Consider the following 19,943-nt stretch of genomic DNA (forward strand, 5'->3'; position numbering starts at 1 on the left):
CCCGAGAATAACGCAATCGCAGTAAATATCCATTGTGATTTAAAAATATTTTTGAAAACGAATAATATTTATGATCCAGAATTAAATCTTAACAATCCACCAAACAATAAATAACTCGATGATTACATATTTGTCGGATGGGTTTTCTTTCGGCCCCTTTGCAATGCCCACAACACATTTCGCCCATGAAAAATCCCCTTAAGTATAACGGTAAGAAATGATTCTTCTTACTGTCTACTTGAAGGGGATAATACCGGTTCAATCGCAGCCGGTTTTATTCATGCTACCCTAATCTATCTCGAATTGCACAAAGTCATTGGGGTTACTTCGTATACATGTACCTATGATTTTATGTGTTATCCATACGGCCTCGTGAAGGTTATCGAAAAGAGGTTTTACAAGAGACATCAATTCAGGATCACCGGCTACATGAGGGCTATATAACGACGGGTAACCCCGCTTGCCAAAGTGGAAGTTGTTAGCATACGGATGGCCTCGTCGAAGGGAATACGGCGATAAGTCTCGGCTGCACGTCCGCCCTCCATTAACGCATCACGTTTCGCGCACAGCTGCTCGCGCTGCTCGGTGGTCAAGCTTTCAGAACTGTTGATCGAGGCGATGACAACCTGTTCGGCAGCCAAACAGCTTCGTATGAGGACATCGGCCCGGCGGGTTCGGCCGGTCGAAGAATACGCTACAGCGGATAGGATGCGCTGTTCGGCGCTGCTCACCGTTTCTTGAAGAAACGTTGCCGCCGACGGATTTATTTGATCCTCACGAATGGCCTCATACAGGGTAACGGCTGTTACGGGCGGGGTGTCCGGAACGAGCAGACGGGTTATTGCGCGATCGTTAATCGCTTCCAGAATTTGCTCGGGATCGTCGATAACCTCGACTTCCTTGTGCGGCGGCCATATATCCATCCAATAATGATCCATATGCCTCTGACCGACATGAAACACGTAGAACTCCGGATAAATCCTTAACTTACCGGGGGTATTGCCAAGCTTAGGCCGATAAAAGTCATAGACATTGGCCATCGCCGCCATGATCAAAGCGCTGGCGCCAATACCTCCTCCGGACTCGCGAACCACGATGCCTACACGATCATGGGGCTTCATCCCGGGGAAGATGTCCTCAAGGGTTGCAGGCTGACCGTCAATGACGAAATCAAAATCGGCAGAACTGATCATATCGGTAGTATGCATGCGGCGATCGCTCCTTTTTTATCCCATCTTGCAGTTATTTTATCCGGATGGTTTGACTTGCGGTAGGCCGTTTTACGAATAAATGAGAAACATGGAAAAAATCAATGGTTCGGGAAATGAGTTATGTATATGTAATGGATAGTAACATTGAAAGGTGAATCTGCGAAAAAAGTTACGATATTATCAATAGTTGGGAAAGGGAGATATCTACAAACTCAAATTCATGAAATAATCATGTCATGTAAGATGACAAAAAATAACTTTGATGAGGGAGTGGATGGTGTGGCGGTCGATAAAGCAATCGATGATAGTCTGCTGATGAAAATTCCTGCATGGTGGAACTGTTTGCCCGGGTTTGAGCAAATGCATGCCGAAGCCAAGCTGATCGGCGAACAAGTTCTTCGGCCCAATGCCGACATCTCCGATCGGGAAGGGGTCTATCCCAGAGTCAGCCTGCAAGCCATTGCCGATGCAGGGTTTGGCGCCGTTACCGTACCGGAAGAATATGGCGGACTTGGGGCCGGTTGCAGCGGATTTGCGGTATTGGCCGAAACTTTCGCCCAGTACTGCGGTTCAACTACGATGGTTTGGGTGATGCATACGGCCGCCGTTCAGACGCTGTTTATGGCTGGATCGCACGAACAACGGCTTCGCTTCATTCCGAAGGTTGTACGGGGAGCCGTCGGAGGTCTGGCATTTAGCGAACCGGCCACCGGAAGTCACTTTTGGAATGTGGTAAGTAAAGCGCCCCGTAGTGGCGAAGGATATATGCTGAACGCGGACAAATCCTTTGTGACAAGTGCGGGCGAAGCGGATTGGTACATTGTGGAGACAAATTCGCCGGAAAGCGCCAAGGCCGACAAGCTGATGTTTCTGATTGTGGAGAAAGGTCAGGACGGTGTGGAGGCCTTCCCGTTCGATGCACTCGGCTTAAGGGGGAATAATAGCGGTCCGATGAAATTCAAGGATGTGTTCGTTCCGGCTTCTAATCGTCTGGGAGAAGAGGGCGGTGCCGGTTACTGGAACGACATAGTCATCGATCCGTTCTTCCTGCTAGGATCAAGCGCCTGCTGGATAGGGATTGCGCAGGGAGCCATCAGCGCTGCGGTCGAACAAGCGAAAAGAAAAGTTCATGCGGATACCGGTAAATCGGTGGCCGGTTACCAAGTGATTCGACATGAGATGGCTAAAGCGCAAATTCTCGTAGACAGTGCAAGAAGCATGTTGTACCGGGTCGCTGACAAGCTGGATCAGGCGGCGCTAAAGGGAGAAACGCTGGATTCCTGCCTGTACCCGCTATGGGAACTGAAGACGCATGCAGCGGATATCGTCATTGACGTTACGAACAAGGCTTTGCAAATTTCCGGAGGTCGCGGTTACTTGCGCGGGAATGTAGAAAGGTTTATGAGAGACGGAAGAGCGGGCGCTATAATGGGGCCTACGAATGAAGTTTTGCGTGAATGGATCGGGAGAACATTAATCGGCGTACCGTGGCTGGAATAGTACAAACCATCTACTAGGAGGAATTGACCATGGCAATGAAAGTTGTGAAAGAAGCGATCAAAAGCGAGAAGCCTTCAATGGGAGTACCGGATACGAAAGCATTTCTTGTGGATACCCTAACGTCCGCTAACCCTGAAAAAACAATTACGAGCGGATTTTTCCGGATGGAAAAGTCCAAGCCGCTTTCCTATACCTATACGTACGATGAAATGAAAATTATTGTTGAAGGCGAGATTTGGATTACGGATGAAACGGAAAGGACAGTGAAGGGCATTCCGGGCGATGTGTTTTATTTTGAAAAAGGCAGCGAGATTACCTTCGACTCACCCGACTATGGAATCGGATTTTTCGTAGGGCTGCGCAAGGTTGGGGAGGCGTAATCACACAAAAGAAGATTTGATGCGGATGAAGACGATCTATCTGACGGACTCTGCCCAATCTTATGCCGCGGATAGATCGTCGTGCGCGATGATCAGGGGGGGACATGATCAACAGGCCCCGGCCATTCAAAGAACGCCTAGGCATTCTTGGGTGTACGGCGCCTGTTATTTGTCATCACTAACATTGGAGGAATAAGGCATGGATCAAATGATGGATATATCCGAAAGCAGACAGATGAACAACTGGCAGCTATTGGAAAGGTTTCCTTTTCCGTTTCAAGGGGACTCCTATCGGTACTCGAACAATTCCTGGGCATTAGTGCCCCCGATTTGCACGGACATTACGCTTGAGTATGTGGAGGAAGTGCTCGAGAAGAGGCGGCTTCTGGAGCGTTATCCCGAACGGACCTTCCAGTCGTTTGCTCATACGCTGAATGCCCAGTGGGAAATTCTAGATATGCTGATGCATGAGCTTTCCGGTGTCTATGCCGATTATTTCAGTTTGGATAAACAAGGCGATCGATGGACATTTCGCAATCATTTGTTAAATGAAGAGCAGGCGTTCACCTTCGGCGACGTCTCCACGCTTCCGTGTGAGCCGCTCGATTTCATTGGGCGTCACATGCAGGAAGATTTGATTTATTTGCAGCAGCGGGACGGCGATTTATATATGGATGCCGGGCAATTGTGCTTTCCTGCGAATTGGTCTCTCGCTTTCGATCTGGGGATGACCTATCTGCAATTTCATTCGCCGGTTCCCATCTATTCGGACAGCGGCCTTGCGGAAAAGGTGCGCGGATTTCTTCTGAGAATGGAGGCCGGCAAGCCGTGGACGCGGTTAAACTGGACGATTAACGTCGGAACCCGGCTGGATACTTCTCCGGAGGCGTTTGGAGAGTGGGGGCGCGGTAAATTTGACTTGAATGCGGAAAATGTAGGCCGTGAGGTTCATCTTCGGACGGAGGATCAGCGATTATTCCGTATTCCAGGCAGCAATGGCATTTTATTCAGCATTCATACCCATCTGCTTCCGCTTGAGATGTTAGTGCAGAACCCGGACTGGGCACAAAGGTTTTATAAGGTCTTGGAGGATCTTCCGGACCCTATTGCCGAATACAAGGGATTTATATCCTATAAACCGTTGATGCTTGAATACTTGCGGACATTCGCAGGGGCTGAGGGATAAGATCGGGAGGTTTTCAAGGTGGAAACGGGTTATCATATCTTGCAGCCGGGAACGATTAGGTCCTCGCCGTATGTTTATTTCACCGCTGAATTGACTCATGGGGAACTGGAGGCTCCGGTGGGTGTGGTTCGGGGTCTGCGGCTCCATAATGTGCGGATCGATCAAGAGGCTTCATTTGTCCGTTTAAGCACCGGGACAGGCGTTCAGGTAAGGCTGTATGTGGATCTGAACGATTGCCCGGATCAACAGACGACCGAGCTGCTGCGCGAATCACATTCGGGAGTGATTCGTTTAGATCCGCCGGCGCGGAAGATTTTCGTGAATTTGCATAAACATAAGTATATTTTGTTTGTCGATGAGAAGGGTATTCTTGGCTCCATCCCCCTATTACTGCTGTTGGCCAAACAGGGCATTCAAACGGAAGTATACTATGTTCAGAGCTATGCAAAGGATTCACCCAAGACGCTTAAGAGGTACGCCAAAAGTCTGGACATTCCGGTCCGCATCATTCGGGAGTGGAAGAGACCGTCCTTATCCTTATTGCTGGCTGAGCGGACGATTGACACCCAGCTCGTCGTGATTTGCCGCTGGCCCTTGTACAATAATTTGGTCAAGCTGGCGAGGGAATTAGGGTTTGCGAAGGAAGATATCGAAGGATATGATAACGGCGACAAAGAAGAAAGCGTGTTTTGCGTACGTTGCTATAAGCTACAGAGAAAGCCTGTCGAATCGGAGACCTCTTGCTTGCATTGCGGGGCCTCTCTTTCGATTTCCAATCATTATTCAGAGCGGTTAGAGGCTTATCTGGGTTATGTTCTGTGTAAGGAATAAGAGTGATCGTAAAAGGAGGCGGGTAGGCTTGCAGAACCCGAGGCTAAAGGTAACCGTAGCTGAAATCGTCCAGGAGACGCCTGTGGTCAAAAGCTTTAAGCTGGTCGGCGCTCGCGGGAGGCTTCCGCGTTTCTCAGGCGGTGCGCATATTACGACGTATTTTACCGTGAATGCCGAAACCATGGAACGCCACTATTCCCTGGTTGGCAACCCTCAGCGGGATGATTATTATACGATAGCGATTCGGCGCAGTGAAACCTCGCGTGGCGGCTCCGCGCACTGGCATGACCAAATTCGAACCGGCGATGAAATCGAAATCAGTTATCCTAAGAATCACCTGCCTGTAAGCTTTGAAGCGAAGCATCATGTATTCATAGCCGCCGGAATCGGCATCACGCCTTTCATGGCCATGATGTCGGAGCTTGCGGCGTCCGGCAAGTCCTTTGAGCTGCATGATGCGGCCGCTTCCGAGGCGTATTGCCCTTTCTATGAAGAAATCCGCAAGAGGTACGGAGAACGGGCCAAATTTTACTTCTCCGGCAAACAGCAGCGTCTGCCCGTCGCCGTCATGTGGAAGCAGCCGATCGGAACGCATGTGTATTTCTGCGGACCGGAGGAGATGATTTCGCAGTTCAGACAAGCGGCGATTCATTATGGTTACCCGGCATCCAATATCCACTATGAGCTGTTTAGTCCGCCTAATGTGGGCCCGAGCTATCCGTTTCAAGCCGTTCTTGCGAAAAGCAACGTCACGTTACAGGTGCCGGAAAGCAAGAGCTTGCTTGAGGTGATGCTGGAGCAAGGGATCGCCGCCGCCTACTCCTGCAAAATCGGCGGCTGCGGAAGCTGTGAGATTGAGGTGGAGGACGGGGAAGTGGATCATCGCGATTTCTTTCTTTCGGAGCAGGAAAAAAAGACGCGCAAGGTGATGATCCCATGCATCTCCCGCGCCAAGAGCCCGTTGATTATTAATCTGTAGATGCTTAAGATACGTGTTACGGGAACGACGATCAGCATAAAAAAGAGCCGTCAGGGATCATCATCCCGGGCGGCTCCTCTCTTTGCTATTGGTCCAATGCTTCCTGGCCGTGCTGGCCGGTACGGATACGGATGACGTCGAGCACTTCCGTGACGAAGATTTTTCCGTCGCCGACTTGACCCGTTCTTGACGCATCGATGATGACTTCAATGGCTTTCTCATAAATCGCGTCGTTAACAACCGTTTCAATTTTACATTTCGTGACAAAGTCTGTTTGGTACTCGACGCCCCGGTAAATGGTTTTCACACCCTTCTGGATGCCGTGGCCCCGGACATCGCTGATGGTCATGCCGGTTACGCCGATCGTATACAAGGCAGCCGTAATATTGCTGATTTTCTCCGGCCTTACAATAATGGTCAGCAGCTTCATCGGATTTAGCTCCCTTCAACATGGTATGCGCGGACCTTGCTGTTTAATTGGTTTGGGTGATCGGACTTTTCTCGATTTCGAATGAGGCAAACGATGGCGCCGCCATTTCGCTTCTTCCGGATTCAAGCTCATTGTAAGCGTGCTCGCCATGGTGGCTTATATCGAGACCCGCCTCTTCCTCTTCGGCAGGGACGCGAAGCGTTGTGAATAGTTGAATCGTCTTCAGGATGACGAGGGTTCCGGCCGCCGCCCAACCAATGGCTATGAGGATATCGATGGCTTGAATGACAAGCTGGCTGGGATTGCCGTACAGCAGGCCGTTGTTCCCCGCCGGGTTCACTTCCTTGCTGGCGAACACTCCGGTGAGGAGCGCACCCCATATGCCGCCGACGCCGTGAATGCCGAATACGTCGAGTGCGTCATCGTATTTGAATTTGGCCTTGAGTGTGTTGACGGCCCAATAGCATACGAAGCTGGCGCTGCCGCCAATCGCCATAGCGGATAATACGGATACGAATCCGGCTGCCGGGGTGATGGCAACAAGGCCGGCTATGATCCCGGTAACCGTTCCGACTAGCGTAGGTTTCTTATGGAAGATCCACTCGATAAGCGCCCAACCGGCACCTCCGGCACATGCGGCCATATGAGTGTTGGCGAAGGCGAGAGTAGCCAAGCCTCCGGCGGCAAGCGCGCTTCCGCCGTTGAAGCCCATCCATCCGAACCAGAGGCACATGGCGCCTATGAAGAAGAAGACAATATTATGGGGAGGGAGCGTTTTGCCGGGAAACAATTTTCTTGGACCGAGCACGATGGCCGCTGTTATGGCGCTCACGCCTGAAAGGATATGTACGACGGTGCCTCCTGCAAAATCAAGTCCGCCTAATTTGAATAACCATCCGCCTCCCCAAACCCAATGCGCGAAGGGCGTATAAATGAAGGTAACCCAGAAGATGGAGAAGACGATCCATACGGAAAATTTGATTCTCTCGGCAACCGCCCCGGAGATGAGCGCGACCGTAATGGCCGCAAATAAAGCCTGGAATATAGCGAATATAAGATGGGGGAATGTGAGCGTGCTGAACGGATCCATGCCCACCCCCTCGAAGAACAGAAAGTCAAGTCCGCCGATGATTCCGAATTGGTCGGTGCCGAACGTCAGCGTGTGACCCCACAATACCCATACGATGCTGACGACAATCAGGCTGCCCGTGCTCTGCATGATGGTGGAAAGAACGTTCTTGCGGCTAAGCAGACCACTGTAGAAAAGAGCTAGTCCGGGGAGGAACATGAACAGAACAACAGTCGTCGCGACGAGAAGCCAAGCCGTATCTCCGGTATCTATCTTGGGCGGCTCCGATTGGGCGAAAGCCGTCATGGGAAAGCTAAAGCACAGCATACACAGCATACTGATTCGCATAAATATGGATTTAAACATCTGTGGCATCGTATAACCCCTCCTGGATAATGATTCAATTTTGGCCCCTTGCATAGTACTCACTCCCTCCTTAATGTCATGTCATTAATAATAACGTTATAATGACATGTGATTTTGCGGTTTAATAGTTATTCATCCCAGAATGTGGTATGATGTCTAAAAAATAAAAATAACCCATAAATATAACATTAATGTTACATTGAATAAGCTGCGGCAGCATGGTTTCCTTTTGACACCAGGGCACTTAAAAGTGTGTTCTTGCTCTTTGCTAGCCTTATAAGTACCATATAAATACAATAATTATCCAGAAATACCGGATTTACGGTCTAGGAGGTGCGTTGCTGATTGTGTGAGGAAACATCACATTATGACTTGGGGTGAGATCTATGTGCGGAGTCATTTCAAAAGCTATTCAAATTTTGGATGTCCTTGTTCCGCAAGGCAGCGAAAAGGAAATGAGTGTCACGGAAATCAGCAGGGAGCTCGGTATGCCGGTGCAAAGTGTCCATAGAATTCTCAATTCGTTGTCCAGACATGGATTTGTTGCCCAGAACAAAAAACGAAAAAGTACAAGTTAGGTTTATGTGTGATGAAATACGGCTTTCTCATGTGGGACAGCTTAATGCTCAGATCTTTGGCGAGGCCCTTTATGGAGGAGCTTTCGCAAAAAACGAAAGAATCGGTTTATCTCGCGACCCGAGAAAATACGGAAGGGGTTTATATCGATTCTATCGATTCCCCGCAGATGCTCAAAATATCCGAGCCGATCGGGCTAAGGCTGCCTCTGTTCGTTGGGGCGTCCAACCGCGTCATCCTTGCTTATCTGTCCAAAAAAGTACAGGATACGCTGCTGATGAATGTAGATTGGGATAAAACTCCTTCATTAATCCGGTTATCCGCAGACTATATCATGAAAGATTTGGAGGTTATTCGCGCTCGCGGTTATGCCATGACCTCTGGCGAGGCAACCGAGGGGACGACCGGAATTGGCGCCCCCATCTTCTCGTTTGAGAACACCGTAATCGGTTCGCTGAATGTAGCGGGTCCTTCGCTGCGGTTTACGCCCGAGAAAATCGAGACCTATGCGTATCAAGTGAAAAAATATGCCGATTTGATATCTAAAGAGCTGGGCTACAGAAACAAATACAGATGGAGTTAATCAACCTCATTCATCAAACAGGATGGATCACCCTGACGGAAGATTTTGTCTTGTTTTTTTGTGCGCGCCTGCTTTTCCCAAATCGTGAGAAAATGCGAAAATTCATTTGAGGTATTCCATTATTCGGGAAAAGCAGCTAAACATGGTTATCTTTATGTTATATGATCGTTACATAACTTAACACACTGTATGAGCATTGGTGTTCAAAGTTGACATTTTAAAGAGAGAGGGAGAGCTTACATGGCTGAAACTATCGTTAAACATCCTCTGGAGCCGCTTAGCAAGGAAGAAATTCAGGCGGCAGTCTCCATCGTGAAAGTGCAGAAGCAATTGGGAGCCTATGACCGTTTCGTCTCGATCGAGCTCAAAGAGCCGAAGAAGGAAAAGGTACAAAGCTTTGATGGCACCCAGTCCATTCCGCGTGAAGCCTTTATTATCCTCTTGAACAATCGAGCGGGCGCTTGTTATGAAGCGGTTGTTTCCCTTAACGAGGGGAAGGTGACTTCTTGGGAACTGATTCCGGGCGTTCAGCCGATGATTATGCTGGATGAACATATCGAGTGCGAAAAAATTGTACAGGAGAGCCCCGAATTCCATGAAGCGTTGAAGCGTCTAGGCATTGAAGATCCCGGTTTGGTTATGGTCGATCTCTGGTCGGCGGGCAACTTCGGCACCGAAGAGGACTCGACCGTTCGTCTGGCGCGTCCGCTGTGCTTTCTTCGCAGCGACGCGAAGGATAACGGCTATGCCCGCCCGCTTCCGCTCGTACCCATTGTAGATCTGAACAAGATGGAAATATTGCGTGTCGAGGAATACCAATATACGAGAATCCCCGCCGAGGCATCCAATTACACGCCGGACCGTGTAGGCCCGCTGCGCACCGGTATCAAGCCCGTTGAAATTACACAGCCGGAAGGACCGAGCTTTACGGTGAACGGGCATGAGGTCGAATGGCAGAACTGGAGTTTCCGCATCGGCTTCAATCCCCGTGAAGGTCTGACGATCCATAACGTTTCCTACGAGGATCAAGGACGTAAGCGTCCCGTTATGTACCGTGGCGCTCTGTCGGAGATGGTCGTGCCATATGGTGATCCCGGCGCGATCCAAAACCGTAAAAACGCATTTGACAGCGGTGAATACGGTATCGGTCAGCTTGCGAACAGTCTGGAGCTAGGCTGCGATTGCGTAGGGTATATTAAATATTTCGATGCTCCGATGACCAATAGCAAGGGCGAGCTGGTCACTATCAAAAATGCGATTTGCATGCATGAGGAGGACTTCGGCATTTTGTGGAAGCATACGGACTGGAGATCCAACGATGTCGAGGTGAGACGTTCCCGCCGTCTGGTCGTTTCTTCCATCTCGACGGTTGCCAATTATGAATACGGGTTCTTCTGGTATTTTTACCAAGACGGCAATATCCAGTTCGAAGTGAAGCTGACGGGCATTTTGTCAACGGCGGGTTTACATCCGGGCGAAACTTCGAAATATGGCACGATGGTAGGGCCGGATCTCTATGCGCCGAATCACCAGCATTTCTTTAACGTGAGAATGGATATGCAAATAGACGGCAACGAAAATTCCGTATACGAAGTCAATGTGCTCGCGGAGGAATTGGGCGGGGACAACCCGCGAGAGAATGCATTCTACGCCAAATCCACGCTTCTTGAAACCGAACTGCAGGCAAGAAGGAAGCTCAAGCTGGAAACGGCAAGGTATTGGAAAATCGTCAATGACAATGTGAAGAACAGCTTGGGTCAATCGGTCGGATACAAGCTGGTGTCGGGCGAGAACTGCTTCCCGTTCGCCTCGGAGCAGTCCAGTTTGCTTAAACGTGCGGGGTTCATCAAGCAGCACCTATGGGTCACGCCGTATAACGAAAAAGAAATGTACGCCTCCGGCAATTATCCGAACCAGAATATCGGCGGAGAAGGACTGGAAGCTTGGACCGCACAGGACCGCCCGGTCAGCAATACCGACATTGTGGTCTGGTATACGATGGGTCACACCCATGTGCCTCGTCCGGAGGACTGGCCTGTCATGCCGGCGGCTTATATCGGCTTTATGCTGAAGCCGGTCAGCTTCTTTGACCGCAGTCCGGCAATCAACCTGCCGCCGTCCCCGAAGAAAAATTATTGCAGCAGCTCGGTCAAAGCGAACGGCTGTCAAAGCTAAGGAGTGATTCGTGATGATGCAGAAATTAAGACATATGGGGACAGAAATGAAATATGCGATGGTGTCTACGCTTTCGGTGCTTCTCGTCTTGGCGCTGCATCTCGTTCACTGGTTATCCGCCCCGCTGCTGATGGGAGCCATGGAAATGCACGAACACCATCATGGCTTGAACCATGATGCTTCCGGCTATATGGAAATGTTCACCGTAGTGCTGCTTATTGCCAATGGAGCGGGCATGTACTTTGCCCTCCGGCAATTGGCGTTGGCATTGAAACAAAGAAAGCGCGGATGGCATCATGATGCATGCACGGTGATTTCGCTTGGAGTCCTGGTCATGGGCGTCTATACGATCACGACGGTTTCATGGCCGTTATAGCTGGAATAATTTCCACCGCTGAGCAATCAGCCAAGACTTGGGAGCACATTCCCGGGACTTGGCTGTTTATTATTTTCGGATGATTTTTCACCCGAATCGTGCTACATTAAGGTTTACAAAGTTTTCATTCGATGGAAGGAGACATTGGCTCTTGAAGAAGAAACACGTACTTTCTTTTACCCTGCTCGCAGCGCTTTTGGCGGCCCAGGAGCATACGGCGTCAGCACAAGTATCCGGCACCAAGCTGCATTTGCAGTTGCAGGACAAGCAATTATCCGCGACAGTCAACGGCTCTGCCGTATCTTTAGAGACAGCGGCTCAAATTGTGGACGGAAGCTTCTACATACCGATTCGTTGGGCTGCCCAGCAGCTTGGACTGGAGATGAAGTGGAACGAGGAACGAAAGACGGCAGGACTTACCACGCCAAGCGCCTATTTGGAGTGGGATTTGGTGCGCCAAACGGTCAGTGTCAACGGAGCATCGACGCCTTTGAAGGAGACGTCCTTTATGGATGAAGGGGCACTGCTGGTAAAGCTGAGCTGGATCGCGCCCTACTTACAGGTGCAATATGCATTTCAACCGAATCCTGGCCGAGTGGACTTAGCCTACATACAGCCCTTTGATACCGCCTATCGTGAGTCTCGCTACTCCGAGGACACCCAGCCGAATTCGCGTCCCATCGCTATTTTTGTTACCGACAAGCCGTCGTACCGGCTCGGTGAGCCGATCACTTATATAGATTTGAGCTATGACCCCGATGCCGAAGGGCTTCCGGAATATCGATGGTCCGGCAACAAGATGGCCTTCTTTGAACCGGGGACCTACTCGGTTTCCTTGCAGGTGCGTGATGGGAACGGGAATTGGAGCGAGCCTGAGGTTCAGAGCGTGAAGGTGACGGATGAACCCTACTTAAGCAAATCGGAATTTCCTTGGTATACCCAACCGGCCGGCACCGTAATCAAGGACGAATCCGAACAATGGAATCGCGCGCTTTCTAGCGCTCCTCAGCTTTCTGCTATTGTGAAGAGGTCCACGGAGAGAAAGCGAATGAGCAGCGGGGAAAACCGGGTGATCCGACATACAGGGCTCATTGGGCAGCAATCCGTGAACGGCAAAGCTCGCCTATTTATGCATCACAGCAATGGGATGGCGGAAAAGGTGCAGTTTGCAGCTGTCATCCATAATCCGGATCAGAGCAAGACTCGAACGGTACATATCACGCGTGAAGGACTGCTTCAGCCGACCCTCTTGCATCAGGCGAATGCGAGAGAAGCGGCGGTCAATTATATGACCCAGCCGGCCTTGGAGGAAAGCATCGAGGTGAAGCCGGGGGAGACGGCAGTTTTAAAGCAAGTTACGCTTGAGCCTGGGCAAGGCTTTGCAGCGATTCAGGACATCGAGGCGGACGGCCAGGCAGTAATCGGCTTTGTCGCAGCCAAGGAGAGCGAAACGATGAAGCCCTATGGCTCCTATTCCGAAACAAGTGTCGTAGAGGCCGTTTATGATGCTGCTGCCGACATTCGCTTCGACGCGGATATCGATAGGAAGAGTTTGCCGGTGTTGTCCAAATGGACGCTGGACACTCCCCAAACCTCCGATAGAGGTACGGTGTATGCCATGCACTTGTATCATCCGCATCAGGCCGTCATTGCATTTCGTGCGAAGGAAGGCTATGTCAACGGCATCGTAAGAGTCAATGGCCAAGTGCTGGCTTTGCCCCAAGGAGGCTTGACGGATCAGGATGGCGCCTTCGTGGTCTACCGAGCGGAGGGTTGGGAGTCCGAAGTACATATCGATTGGTTGGCCGCCCCTGGAAGCACGTCTCCGGTCGAGTGGATCTTCTATCCTTTAGAAGAAAATAAGTAATCATAGAAAGGATTTCATACGCTGATGCAACCATTACGTCAACTATTGCTGTCACTTTCGGCGGTCTTCGCTTTAGGGGTCGTGAGCGGACAGGCCGCGGCTGCCCCGGAGGATAGCCACTTGTTACTCTATCCCGGCAATACGGCAGTCTATATCAACGGGTCGAAAACACAAACCCAAGTCGCAACGCTTGAACTGAACGGAAGGTACTACTTGCCCGCTGCGGAACTAACCGGCTGGTTCGGTATTCCTGTCAAGTGGGATGAAGGGAAGCAGGCGGTGCAAATCACGACGCCGAAGGCGTTTCTGGAGTACTCGCTTGCCGACCGGACGGTCCTTGACAACGGTGCAAGCCGCAATTGGGGTACCGATGCTGATCTTCAGGGAGATCGGCTGTACCTTGAATTGACCTCGCTGCAGCCCTATATTTCTTTTCAAGCCAAGGTCGATCAGGAGCTGAAACGAGTCGAGCTGCGCTATGTAAAGCCGGAGGCGAACCGGACGCTGTTTACGAACGACGCGGCGCCGAACATCAAGCCTGTTGCCAAGTTCACCGTGGACAAGGAATCGTACCGGATCGGCGAACCGATACAATACAGCAATCTCAGCTACGATCCGAAGGGAACGGAACTCACGGACATCAATTGGATCGGTAATGCGCGTACGATTTTCACGCCGGGCCTGTACAAGGTGTCTCTCACGGTAAAAGACAGCCTCGGCAATGTCAGCGACACGTATTCCCGCAGTATTCTCGTCAAGGACGAGCCTTACTTAGATGCGTTTGAGCACAAGGTCTATTACGAGCCTGTTGGCACCTACGTCCGAGAGGAAGAAGCGGTGCTTCGCAAATATTTGCGCGGAATCCCGCAGATTCCCAAACAAGAGCGGAAGCCTGCGGACCGTCCTCTGATTGTGAGCGATAGTCCGGAGACGTTTACGGAGAAGGGCATTTTGTACCAGGAGAAAGTAAACGGGAAAGCCCGGCTGTATGCAACCCATGTCAACGGTATGGATCGAAAAATGAAATTTGCCATCCTTGTACGAAATAGCGATCCGACCCGCAGCGTTACGATCAAGACGACCAATCAAGGGGAAGTGTACCCTTCGATCTACGCCAACCTGATGGGGAATGAACCGACGATTGAGTTTCTGCAGGGGAAGAGGGCTGAGCAAACGATGGTGCTTAGGCCGAACGAAACGGCTTATTATAAAGCCATGCCTGATTTCTACCCGGGACAAGGGATAAATGTGCTGTATGATGTGGAAACGGATGGAGAGGTGATCTTTTCCTTCGTAGCGATGGAGCAGGAGGATGAGCTCGATACGATCGGCTTATTCCCAAGATTGGCTTACAAAGGGAATGTACGAGGGACGTTCAGCGGTTCGGAAGTTCAATGGAACATCGATGCTTCCTCGATCAAGAGTCCTTCCAGCTTCGCGATCGGCGACGGCACGTCGGATCAATTTGTGACCGGAACGGATTTCTTCAGTAAAGAGCCTGCGCTCAATCTGGGCAACTACGGTGTGGTATACAAAATCCATATCAAGGCTCCGCCGAAAATGTCCGTGCTGATTCTCCCGCGCGGCGGCGTGTTTAAAGGGCCATTCCTGGTGAATCAAAAAATCGTGCAAACCCCGCCGTCGGGAGTCATGATGGATTATCAGGGGTATACGATCATTGCCAGGACGAACGGGACCGAGCCGTCACTGGACCTGGAATTTTCTCCGGCCTCGGGATCGGCATTCCCGATCGACGTCATTTTTTATCCGCTCAATCGTAAATAGAACAAAGTACCCGCCTCTACACGGTGATCGCTCTTTATGACCGGTCTCGTGTAGAGGCTTTTGTATTGGCATGAATCGTGTAATAATAGATTAAAATATTCACTTTTATACAATGAATTAAGATTGGGATCAATCAGAGTTAACAAAGCGCCTGTATGATTGGATGTCTAGACATCTCAAAAAACTTAATGTGACATGACTTTTTTGATACGATTTAAGAAAATGAAGGAGAAAGAAACGTATGATGGCTTTATGAAGCATAACTACCTTAGAATTAAAGAAGAACTGGAACGGCAAATGCGTACGGGGGAGCTCGCAGTAGGAACCAAGCTGCCGTCAGAGCCCGACATGGCCAGCGAATTCAAGGTCAGCCGCGAAACGATTCGAGCCGCTGTCAAGCAGTTGGAACGTGAAGGCAAGCTGCGGGTGCGCAGAGGAATCGGCCGATTCGTTGTCCGCCCATTGGCTGTAATTCCCAGCAGTATAGACCATCTGAGCTCCACTTCCGAAATGATTAATTCCTCCTCATTAAAGGAAGGGGAGCGCCACGAATCGATACGGATTGAGCCGTGTCAGGAGGAATGGGCACACTTTCTTGAAATTAGCCCGCAGGATCCCGTAACGATCATTGAGCGTATCCGAATGGCGGATGGGGAACCCGTATCTTTCAATATCAACATATATGACGGGCAGTTTGGCAAGAGGGAATACTCGCCGCATAGATAACGGTACCGTCTCTGTTGAAATCGGCTACTAGCATCAGGCTTTTCGCAATGGCGAAAAAATAAATGAATATAATTCTTAAAAATGGTAATATTGAGAATTGCTTTATGGAGAGAACAAAATAAAAGGAGGATTATGATGAAAATTACACTAACCAGCGTATTTGTTAACAACCCGCACGAAGCGTTTAAGTTTTACACAGAAGTTCTGGGCTTCCTCAAGAAAACCTACGTTCCCGAATACGGATTGGCCATCGTTGTTTCACCTGAAGAGCCGGACGGTACGGGGTTACTTCTTGAGCCAAGGGGCGAATCATTTGCCAAGACCTACCAGGAAACCTTGTACGAGGCCGGTTTACCTGTAATCGTTTTTGGTGTTGAAGATATTCACAAGGAATATGAAAGATTGATAGAGCTTGGGGTAAAGTTTAGAAAAGAGCCAACAAAAACGGACTGGGGAGTAGAGGCTATATTTGAGGATACTTGCGGTAACCTCATTCAGTTAGCGCAGAATTAGAGCCGCTCTATAACAATCGACCGGAGGGCCGGAGACGTTCAAAATCTTAATCTGAAGCAAGGTTCGGATTGAGTTTTTTTGAAGGTCTCTTTTTGTTATCCCAATCTGTGTCAGTTCGAGGTGCTCTGCCTGCCGTATGTTACCCGGTAAGCATCCGGTCAGCATGCTTAGAGCCCATCGATTTTATGGTCCATGCGGCTCCGAGCAGCGTGAGGCCTGTAACTAGAAAGACAAATTGAATGCCCAGCCATCCACCGAGAACACCGCCAAGAAGCGGACCGGCCACTATGCCGAACTGATGCGACGTTTGGCTCAAGCTGACAGCCCGGCCGCGGAATTCTGTGCTTGCATATTGAATGATGAGTGCATTCAAAGCCGGAAAAACGGCCGCAAAAAACAGTCCGTAACTGAAACGGAGGATGCCGAAGCCGACAAGGTGATGAAAGCCGAGCTGCAGCAGATTGCCAATGCCTCCGCCTAACAACCCGATGAAGAGTGTTTTGTCATACCCGATTCGCCCGCCGATCCTCCCCCATTGGGGACCCATAATGACCGTAGCAACGCCTACTGCAGAGAAAACGATGCCCGAGGTGAGCGCAGCGCTGCTTGCACTGCTTCCGATTTGCACCACATAGATCGTGAGCAGCGGCTCCAGAATGGTAACTGAAGTCGAGACTAATAAGATTAGCCCGTAGATCCGCATCAATCTCGGGTTGCCGGCAGCTTGTTTCAGATCCTGCAGAACACTGGAACGGGGTCCTGTAGGTCGTACATGAACCTCTTTAACGCCCAATAAAATGATGAAGGCGGAACCTAACGTTATTAGACCGGATGCTATGAAGCACTCGCGCAATCCCACCCAATGAATCAGCATTCCGCCTGCGAGTGGACCGAGAATTCCCCCCGCAGCAGTCGCTGTCGAGATGACGCCCAGTGCATAACCGACATGCTTCTCCGGTGTATTCGTTCCAACCAAGGCGATGGAAGCAGGACTAAAGCCTGCCATGAGTCCTTGAAAAATTCGAACAAGTATAAACATGTAAGGATCATACACGAAATAGTTGGCGAGATGCGCCGCACCTAAGCCTATGCCTGAGCGAATAAGCATGAGCTTCTTGCCGTATTTATCGGCGAGCGATCCCCAATAGGGTGCGCACAAGCCGCTGATCAGAAAGCTGATCGAGATGGAAACGCCTGACCAGGCTTCCAGCCCACGCTGAATCCCGAGGTCATTCTCCAAGAAAATGGGGAAAAATGGGACCGAAAGGGTATACGCCAAGTGGTTGAAAAATAAGCCCAGCCATAAGATATAAAGATTGCGTTTCCAGTATAGCTCCATGCTGTCACCCCATTAGAGAAAGACTAGGCCGCTCCTAAGAAGCGGATTTATTGGCGTAGGCAAAATAAGCGTCCGCCAATATGTTTACGCCTCGAACGATTTGTTCTTTACTCACATAGCTGAAGCAAAGTCTCAAATAGGAGTAGCCTTCCGGGTTATGGAAGAAGCTTTTTCCATCTACGAAGCTAACGCCCCGATTCGCGGCATCCTGTAAGAACTCACTCGTATTCACATCATTCCCGAAACGAAGCCAGATATAGAAGCCTCCCTCGGGCAAATGAAACGTCACATGATCTCCGAAGCTGCTCTTGATAGCCTCTGCCATGACATCTCTTTGTTTACGGTAATGCCGGCTAAGGCTGTCCACATGCTCCTGGAAAGCAAAGTGCTCCAACAGCTGCGCCAATATTTCTTGCGCAAACACACCGATACTGCCGCCCAGATTCAATAGCCTCATTTTATCAATAACACGTTGATCCGCAATGACCCATCCTAGACGCAGGCCGGGACCAATAATTTTGGAGAATGTGTTCAGATAGATCACTCTTTCCGGAAGCAGCGTATAGAGGGAGGGGTATTTGTTGCCGGTAAAGTTCAATTCAGAGTAAGCATCGTCTTCGAGAATGAAGAAGTTATACGCCTTAGCCAGCTGTACCAGACGGTTCCTGCGCTCGATGGATAACGTTACGCCGCCGGGATTATGGTAGGTTGGCATGGTGTATAGGAATTTAGGGATAGGCGTATGATTGCGCTTCGCTTCGACCAGGGCGGACTCGATCAGATCGACACGCAAGCCATCCTCATCGATGGGAAAAGAGGTGATGACAGCTTCCGCAGTTCGAAAGGCTTGGAGCGCACTGAAGAAAGAAGGAGATTCCACCCAGACATGATCTCCCGGATCGAGCAAAATTCTTGTCGCCAGATCAATGCCCTGCGTAGAGCCGTAAGTGACCAGTATTTGATTCGATTCCGCCTTGATCCCATGGACAAGGGAACGATTCTGAATCCACTTGAGTATTTTCCCGGGCCCGCCTGAGCCTGAATATTGCAGGGCTTTTCTCCCATGCTGTGTTACTGCGTCGGCAGCAGAGGCAGATAGCTGTTCAATGGGGAATAAATGCGGCGCGGCGAAGCCGAAGGACAAATGGATATGATCCGGCTTCGTTATGGTCGTGCTGCCGATGGACGGCGTAGAGGGGATTCGTTTGGCAAAAGAAAATGAAAATGACTGTAATTGTTGAGACATAGTATTCACCCGCCTATACAGAATTTATATCGAATAAGACAGCTTTCTGGACAGAACCGGGTCCGCATCCGCTGGTTCCTTATTCAACACTCGATTAAGAATCAGGTTCTCAAAATGAACGAAGCCGTTATCCCGTTCTCTTGGCCGCGCTAAAGTAATCCGGGTATCAAAAGCGATTTTTCCTTGCTCTATCAATAGCACTCGATCCGCCAGGGCGACGGCTTCACTGACGTCATGGGTGACCAGAATGACCGTAAATCCTTGTTCCAGCCACAAACGCTCGATTAATTGCTGCATTTCAATTCTTGTTAAAGCATCCAATGCCCCTAATGGTTCATCCAGCAGCAGGAGTCGCGGGCGGCTCACCAACGCTCGAGCCAAAGCGACACGCTGTTTTTGCCCTCCCGAGAGCACTCTCGGCCAATCGTGGCTGCGTTCAGCCAATCCGACAAGCCCCAGTGCCTCTCCAGCACTTGATTTATCCTTGTTGGTAGCGCCGATGCGCACATTATCCAGCACCCTTTTCCAGGGCAGAAGACGTGCCTCCTGAAACAGGACACGCGTATCCTCATGCGTTGAGCCGACAGCTTGACTGTCCAGGTAGATGGAGCCCTTTGAAGGTTGATCAAGGGCCGCGATCAATCGGAGCAGCGTGCTTTTGCCGCAGCCGCTTCGACCTACGATGGCGATAAATTCTCCGGGCTCAATGGTAACATTCACATCCGTTAATACCCGATTTTCCTTGAATTGCTTCGATACTTGATGGATCTGAACGCGAGAGCCCTTTTTTTTCTGAGGCATGGTT

19 protein-coding genes are annotated in these 19,943 nt (G+C 50.2%); 13 read left to right on the forward strand and 6 right to left on the reverse strand.

What is annotated here, in order from left to right; translation table 11 throughout:
• Positions 1-425: 425 nt before the first annotated feature.
• Positions 426-1,208, reverse strand: a complete 783-nt coding sequence (locus tag JMF85_RS16325; protein ID WP_201318530.1) for a hypothetical protein — start codon at positions 1,206-1,208, stop codon at positions 426-428.
• 282 nt (positions 1,209-1,490) lie between these two features.
• On the opposite strand from JMF85_RS16325, the gene JMF85_RS16330 reads away from it, so the two are divergent.
• From JMF85_RS16330 to JMF85_RS16350, 5 genes are all read left to right on the forward strand, one after another.
• The gene (locus JMF85_RS16330) at positions 1,491-2,711 is read left to right on the forward strand and encodes an acyl-CoA dehydrogenase family protein (protein WP_141333974.1); all 1,221 of its coding nucleotides are present in this window, start codon (positions 1,491-1,493) and stop codon (positions 2,709-2,711) included.
• A gap of 29 nt (positions 2,712-2,740) precedes the next feature.
• Positions 2,741-3,091 (forward strand): cupin domain-containing protein, encoded by a 351-nt coding sequence (locus JMF85_RS16335; RefSeq protein ID WP_196426840.1) that lies wholly within the window; start codon positions 2,741-2,743, stop codon positions 3,089-3,091.
• A 199-nt stretch (positions 3,092-3,290) separates the two neighbouring features.
• Positions 3,291-4,277, forward strand: a complete 987-nt coding sequence (locus JMF85_RS16340; protein WP_230875954.1) for a heme-dependent oxidative N-demethylase family protein — start codon at positions 3,291-3,293, stop codon at positions 4,275-4,277.
• A gap of 18 nt (positions 4,278-4,295) precedes the next feature.
• Positions 4,296-5,108, forward strand: coding sequence for a hypothetical protein (locus JMF85_RS16345; RefSeq protein ID WP_127604255.1), 813 nt, complete (start codon positions 4,296-4,298; stop codon positions 5,106-5,108).
• A 28-nt stretch (positions 5,109-5,136) separates the two neighbouring features.
• On the forward strand, positions 5,137-6,087 hold the full coding sequence (locus JMF85_RS16350) for a PDR/VanB family oxidoreductase (protein WP_230875953.1): 951 nt from the start codon (positions 5,137-5,139) through the stop codon (positions 6,085-6,087).
• Between the two features lie 85 nt (positions 6,088-6,172).
• Here JMF85_RS16350 and JMF85_RS16355 read toward each other — a convergent pair whose 3' ends face one another.
• Complete coding sequence (locus JMF85_RS16355; protein ID WP_127604251.1) at positions 6,173-6,517, reverse strand: P-II family nitrogen regulator; 345 nt, start codon at positions 6,515-6,517, stop codon at positions 6,173-6,175.
• Positions 6,518-6,560: 43 nt separating this feature from the next.
• Entirely contained in the window at positions 6,561-7,859 is a 1,299-nt protein-coding gene (locus JMF85_RS16360; protein ID WP_412760927.1) for an ammonium transporter, read from the reverse strand.
• A 548-nt stretch (positions 7,860-8,407) separates the two neighbouring features.
• Between JMF85_RS16360 and JMF85_RS28105 the strand changes: the two genes are divergently transcribed.
• From JMF85_RS28105 to JMF85_RS16395, 8 genes are all read left to right on the forward strand, one after another.
• Entirely contained in the window at positions 8,408-8,530 is a 123-nt protein-coding gene (locus JMF85_RS28105; RefSeq protein ID WP_236595878.1) for a helix-turn-helix domain-containing protein, read from the forward strand.
• 71 nt (positions 8,531-8,601) lie between these two features.
• Positions 8,602-9,111, forward strand: coding sequence for an IclR family transcriptional regulator (locus JMF85_RS16365; protein WP_236595877.1), 510 nt, complete (start codon positions 8,602-8,604; stop codon positions 9,109-9,111).
• 240 nt (positions 9,112-9,351) lie between these two features.
• Positions 9,352-11,286, forward strand: a complete 1,935-nt coding sequence (locus JMF85_RS16370; RefSeq protein ID WP_201318531.1) for a primary-amine oxidase — start codon at positions 9,352-9,354, stop codon at positions 11,284-11,286.
• A 13-nt stretch (positions 11,287-11,299) separates the two neighbouring features.
• Positions 11,300-11,662 (forward strand): hypothetical protein, encoded by a 363-nt coding sequence (locus JMF85_RS16375; protein WP_054796689.1) that lies wholly within the window; start codon positions 11,300-11,302, stop codon positions 11,660-11,662.
• Between the two features lie 151 nt (positions 11,663-11,813).
• Complete coding sequence (locus JMF85_RS16380) at positions 11,814-13,529, forward strand: stalk domain-containing protein (protein WP_201318532.1); 1,716 nt, start codon at positions 11,814-11,816, stop codon at positions 13,527-13,529.
• A gap of 24 nt (positions 13,530-13,553) precedes the next feature.
• Positions 13,554-15,314 carry a stalk domain-containing protein gene (locus JMF85_RS16385; protein WP_201318533.1) on the forward strand — a complete coding sequence of 587 codons (1,761 nt, stop codon included), beginning with the start codon at positions 13,554-13,556 and terminating at the stop codon, positions 15,312-15,314.
• Between the two features lie 222 nt (positions 15,315-15,536).
• A complete protein-coding gene (locus tag JMF85_RS16390; protein WP_196426838.1) occupies positions 15,537-16,040 on the forward strand; it encodes a GntR family transcriptional regulator in 504 nt (167 codons plus the stop codon).
• A 135-nt stretch (positions 16,041-16,175) separates the two neighbouring features.
• Entirely contained in the window at positions 16,176-16,553 is a 378-nt protein-coding gene (locus tag JMF85_RS16395; protein ID WP_201318534.1) for a VOC family protein, read from the forward strand.
• A 139-nt stretch (positions 16,554-16,692) separates the two neighbouring features.
• On the opposite strand, the gene JMF85_RS16400 is transcribed toward JMF85_RS16395, so the two are convergent.
• The 3 genes from JMF85_RS16400 to JMF85_RS16410 are packed head-to-tail and all read right to left on the reverse strand — an operon-like array spanning position 16,693 to position 19,939.
• Positions 16,693-17,892 (reverse strand): MFS transporter, encoded by a 1,200-nt coding sequence (locus JMF85_RS16400; RefSeq protein ID WP_127604234.1) that lies wholly within the window; start codon positions 17,890-17,892, stop codon positions 16,693-16,695.
• A 34-nt stretch (positions 17,893-17,926) separates the two neighbouring features.
• Entirely contained in the window at positions 17,927-19,138 is a 1,212-nt protein-coding gene (locus JMF85_RS16405; RefSeq protein ID WP_201318535.1) for an aminotransferase-like domain-containing protein, read from the reverse strand.
• A 24-nt stretch (positions 19,139-19,162) separates the two neighbouring features.
• Entirely contained in the window at positions 19,163-19,939 is a 777-nt protein-coding gene (locus tag JMF85_RS16410) for an ATP-binding cassette domain-containing protein (protein ID WP_155614134.1), read from the reverse strand.
• Between the last annotated feature and the right edge of the window lie 4 nt (positions 19,940-19,943).

The organism is Paenibacillus sp. EPM92, from assembly GCF_016586185.1.
In the GTDB taxonomy this organism is placed as follows: Bacteria; Bacillota; Bacilli; order Paenibacillales; family NBRC-103111; genus Paenibacillus_G; species Paenibacillus_G validus.

What these genes read in the sequence shown, in the direction of transcription:
- JMF85_RS16395 (WP_201318534.1), top strand. Translation starts at nt 16,176, where the DNA reads ATGAAAATTACACTAACCAGCGTATTTGTTAACAACCCGCACGAAGCG.
- JMF85_RS16325 (WP_201318530.1), bottom strand. Translation starts at nt 1,208, where the DNA reads ATGCATACTACCGATATGATCAGTTCTGCCGATTTTGATTTCGTCATT.
- JMF85_RS16340 (WP_230875954.1), top strand. Translation starts at nt 3,291, where the DNA reads ATGGATCAAATGATGGATATATCCGAAAGCAGACAGATGAACAACTGG.
- JMF85_RS16355 (WP_127604251.1), bottom strand. Translation starts at nt 6,517, where the DNA reads ATGAAGCTGCTGACCATTATTGTAAGGCCGGAGAAAATCAGCAATATT.
- JMF85_RS16375 (WP_054796689.1), top strand. Translation starts at nt 11,300, where the DNA reads ATGATGCAGAAATTAAGACATATGGGGACAGAAATGAAATATGCGATG.
- JMF85_RS16335 (WP_196426840.1), top strand. Translation starts at nt 2,741, where the DNA reads ATGGCAATGAAAGTTGTGAAAGAAGCGATCAAAAGCGAGAAGCCTTCA.
- JMF85_RS16365 (WP_236595877.1), top strand. Translation starts at nt 8,602, where the DNA reads ATGGAGGAGCTTTCGCAAAAAACGAAAGAATCGGTTTATCTCGCGACC.
- JMF85_RS28105 (WP_236595878.1), top strand. Translation starts at nt 8,408, where the DNA reads ATGAGTGTCACGGAAATCAGCAGGGAGCTCGGTATGCCGGTGCAAAGT.
- JMF85_RS16370 (WP_201318531.1), top strand. Translation starts at nt 9,352, where the DNA reads ATGGCTGAAACTATCGTTAAACATCCTCTGGAGCCGCTTAGCAAGGAA.
- JMF85_RS16385 (WP_201318533.1), top strand. Translation starts at nt 13,554, where the DNA reads ATGCAACCATTACGTCAACTATTGCTGTCACTTTCGGCGGTCTTCGCT.
- JMF85_RS16390 (WP_196426838.1), top strand. Translation starts at nt 15,537, where the DNA reads ATGAAGGAGAAAGAAACGTATGATGGCTTTATGAAGCATAACTACCTT.
- JMF85_RS16410 (WP_155614134.1), bottom strand. Translation starts at nt 19,939, where the DNA reads ATGCCTCAGAAAAAAAAGGGCTCTCGCGTTCAGATCCATCAAGTATCG.
- JMF85_RS16405 (WP_201318535.1), bottom strand. Translation starts at nt 19,138, where the DNA reads ATGTCTCAACAATTACAGTCATTTTCATTTTCTTTTGCCAAACGAATC.
- JMF85_RS16400 (WP_127604234.1), bottom strand. Translation starts at nt 17,892, where the DNA reads ATGGAGCTATACTGGAAACGCAATCTTTATATCTTATGGCTGGGCTTA.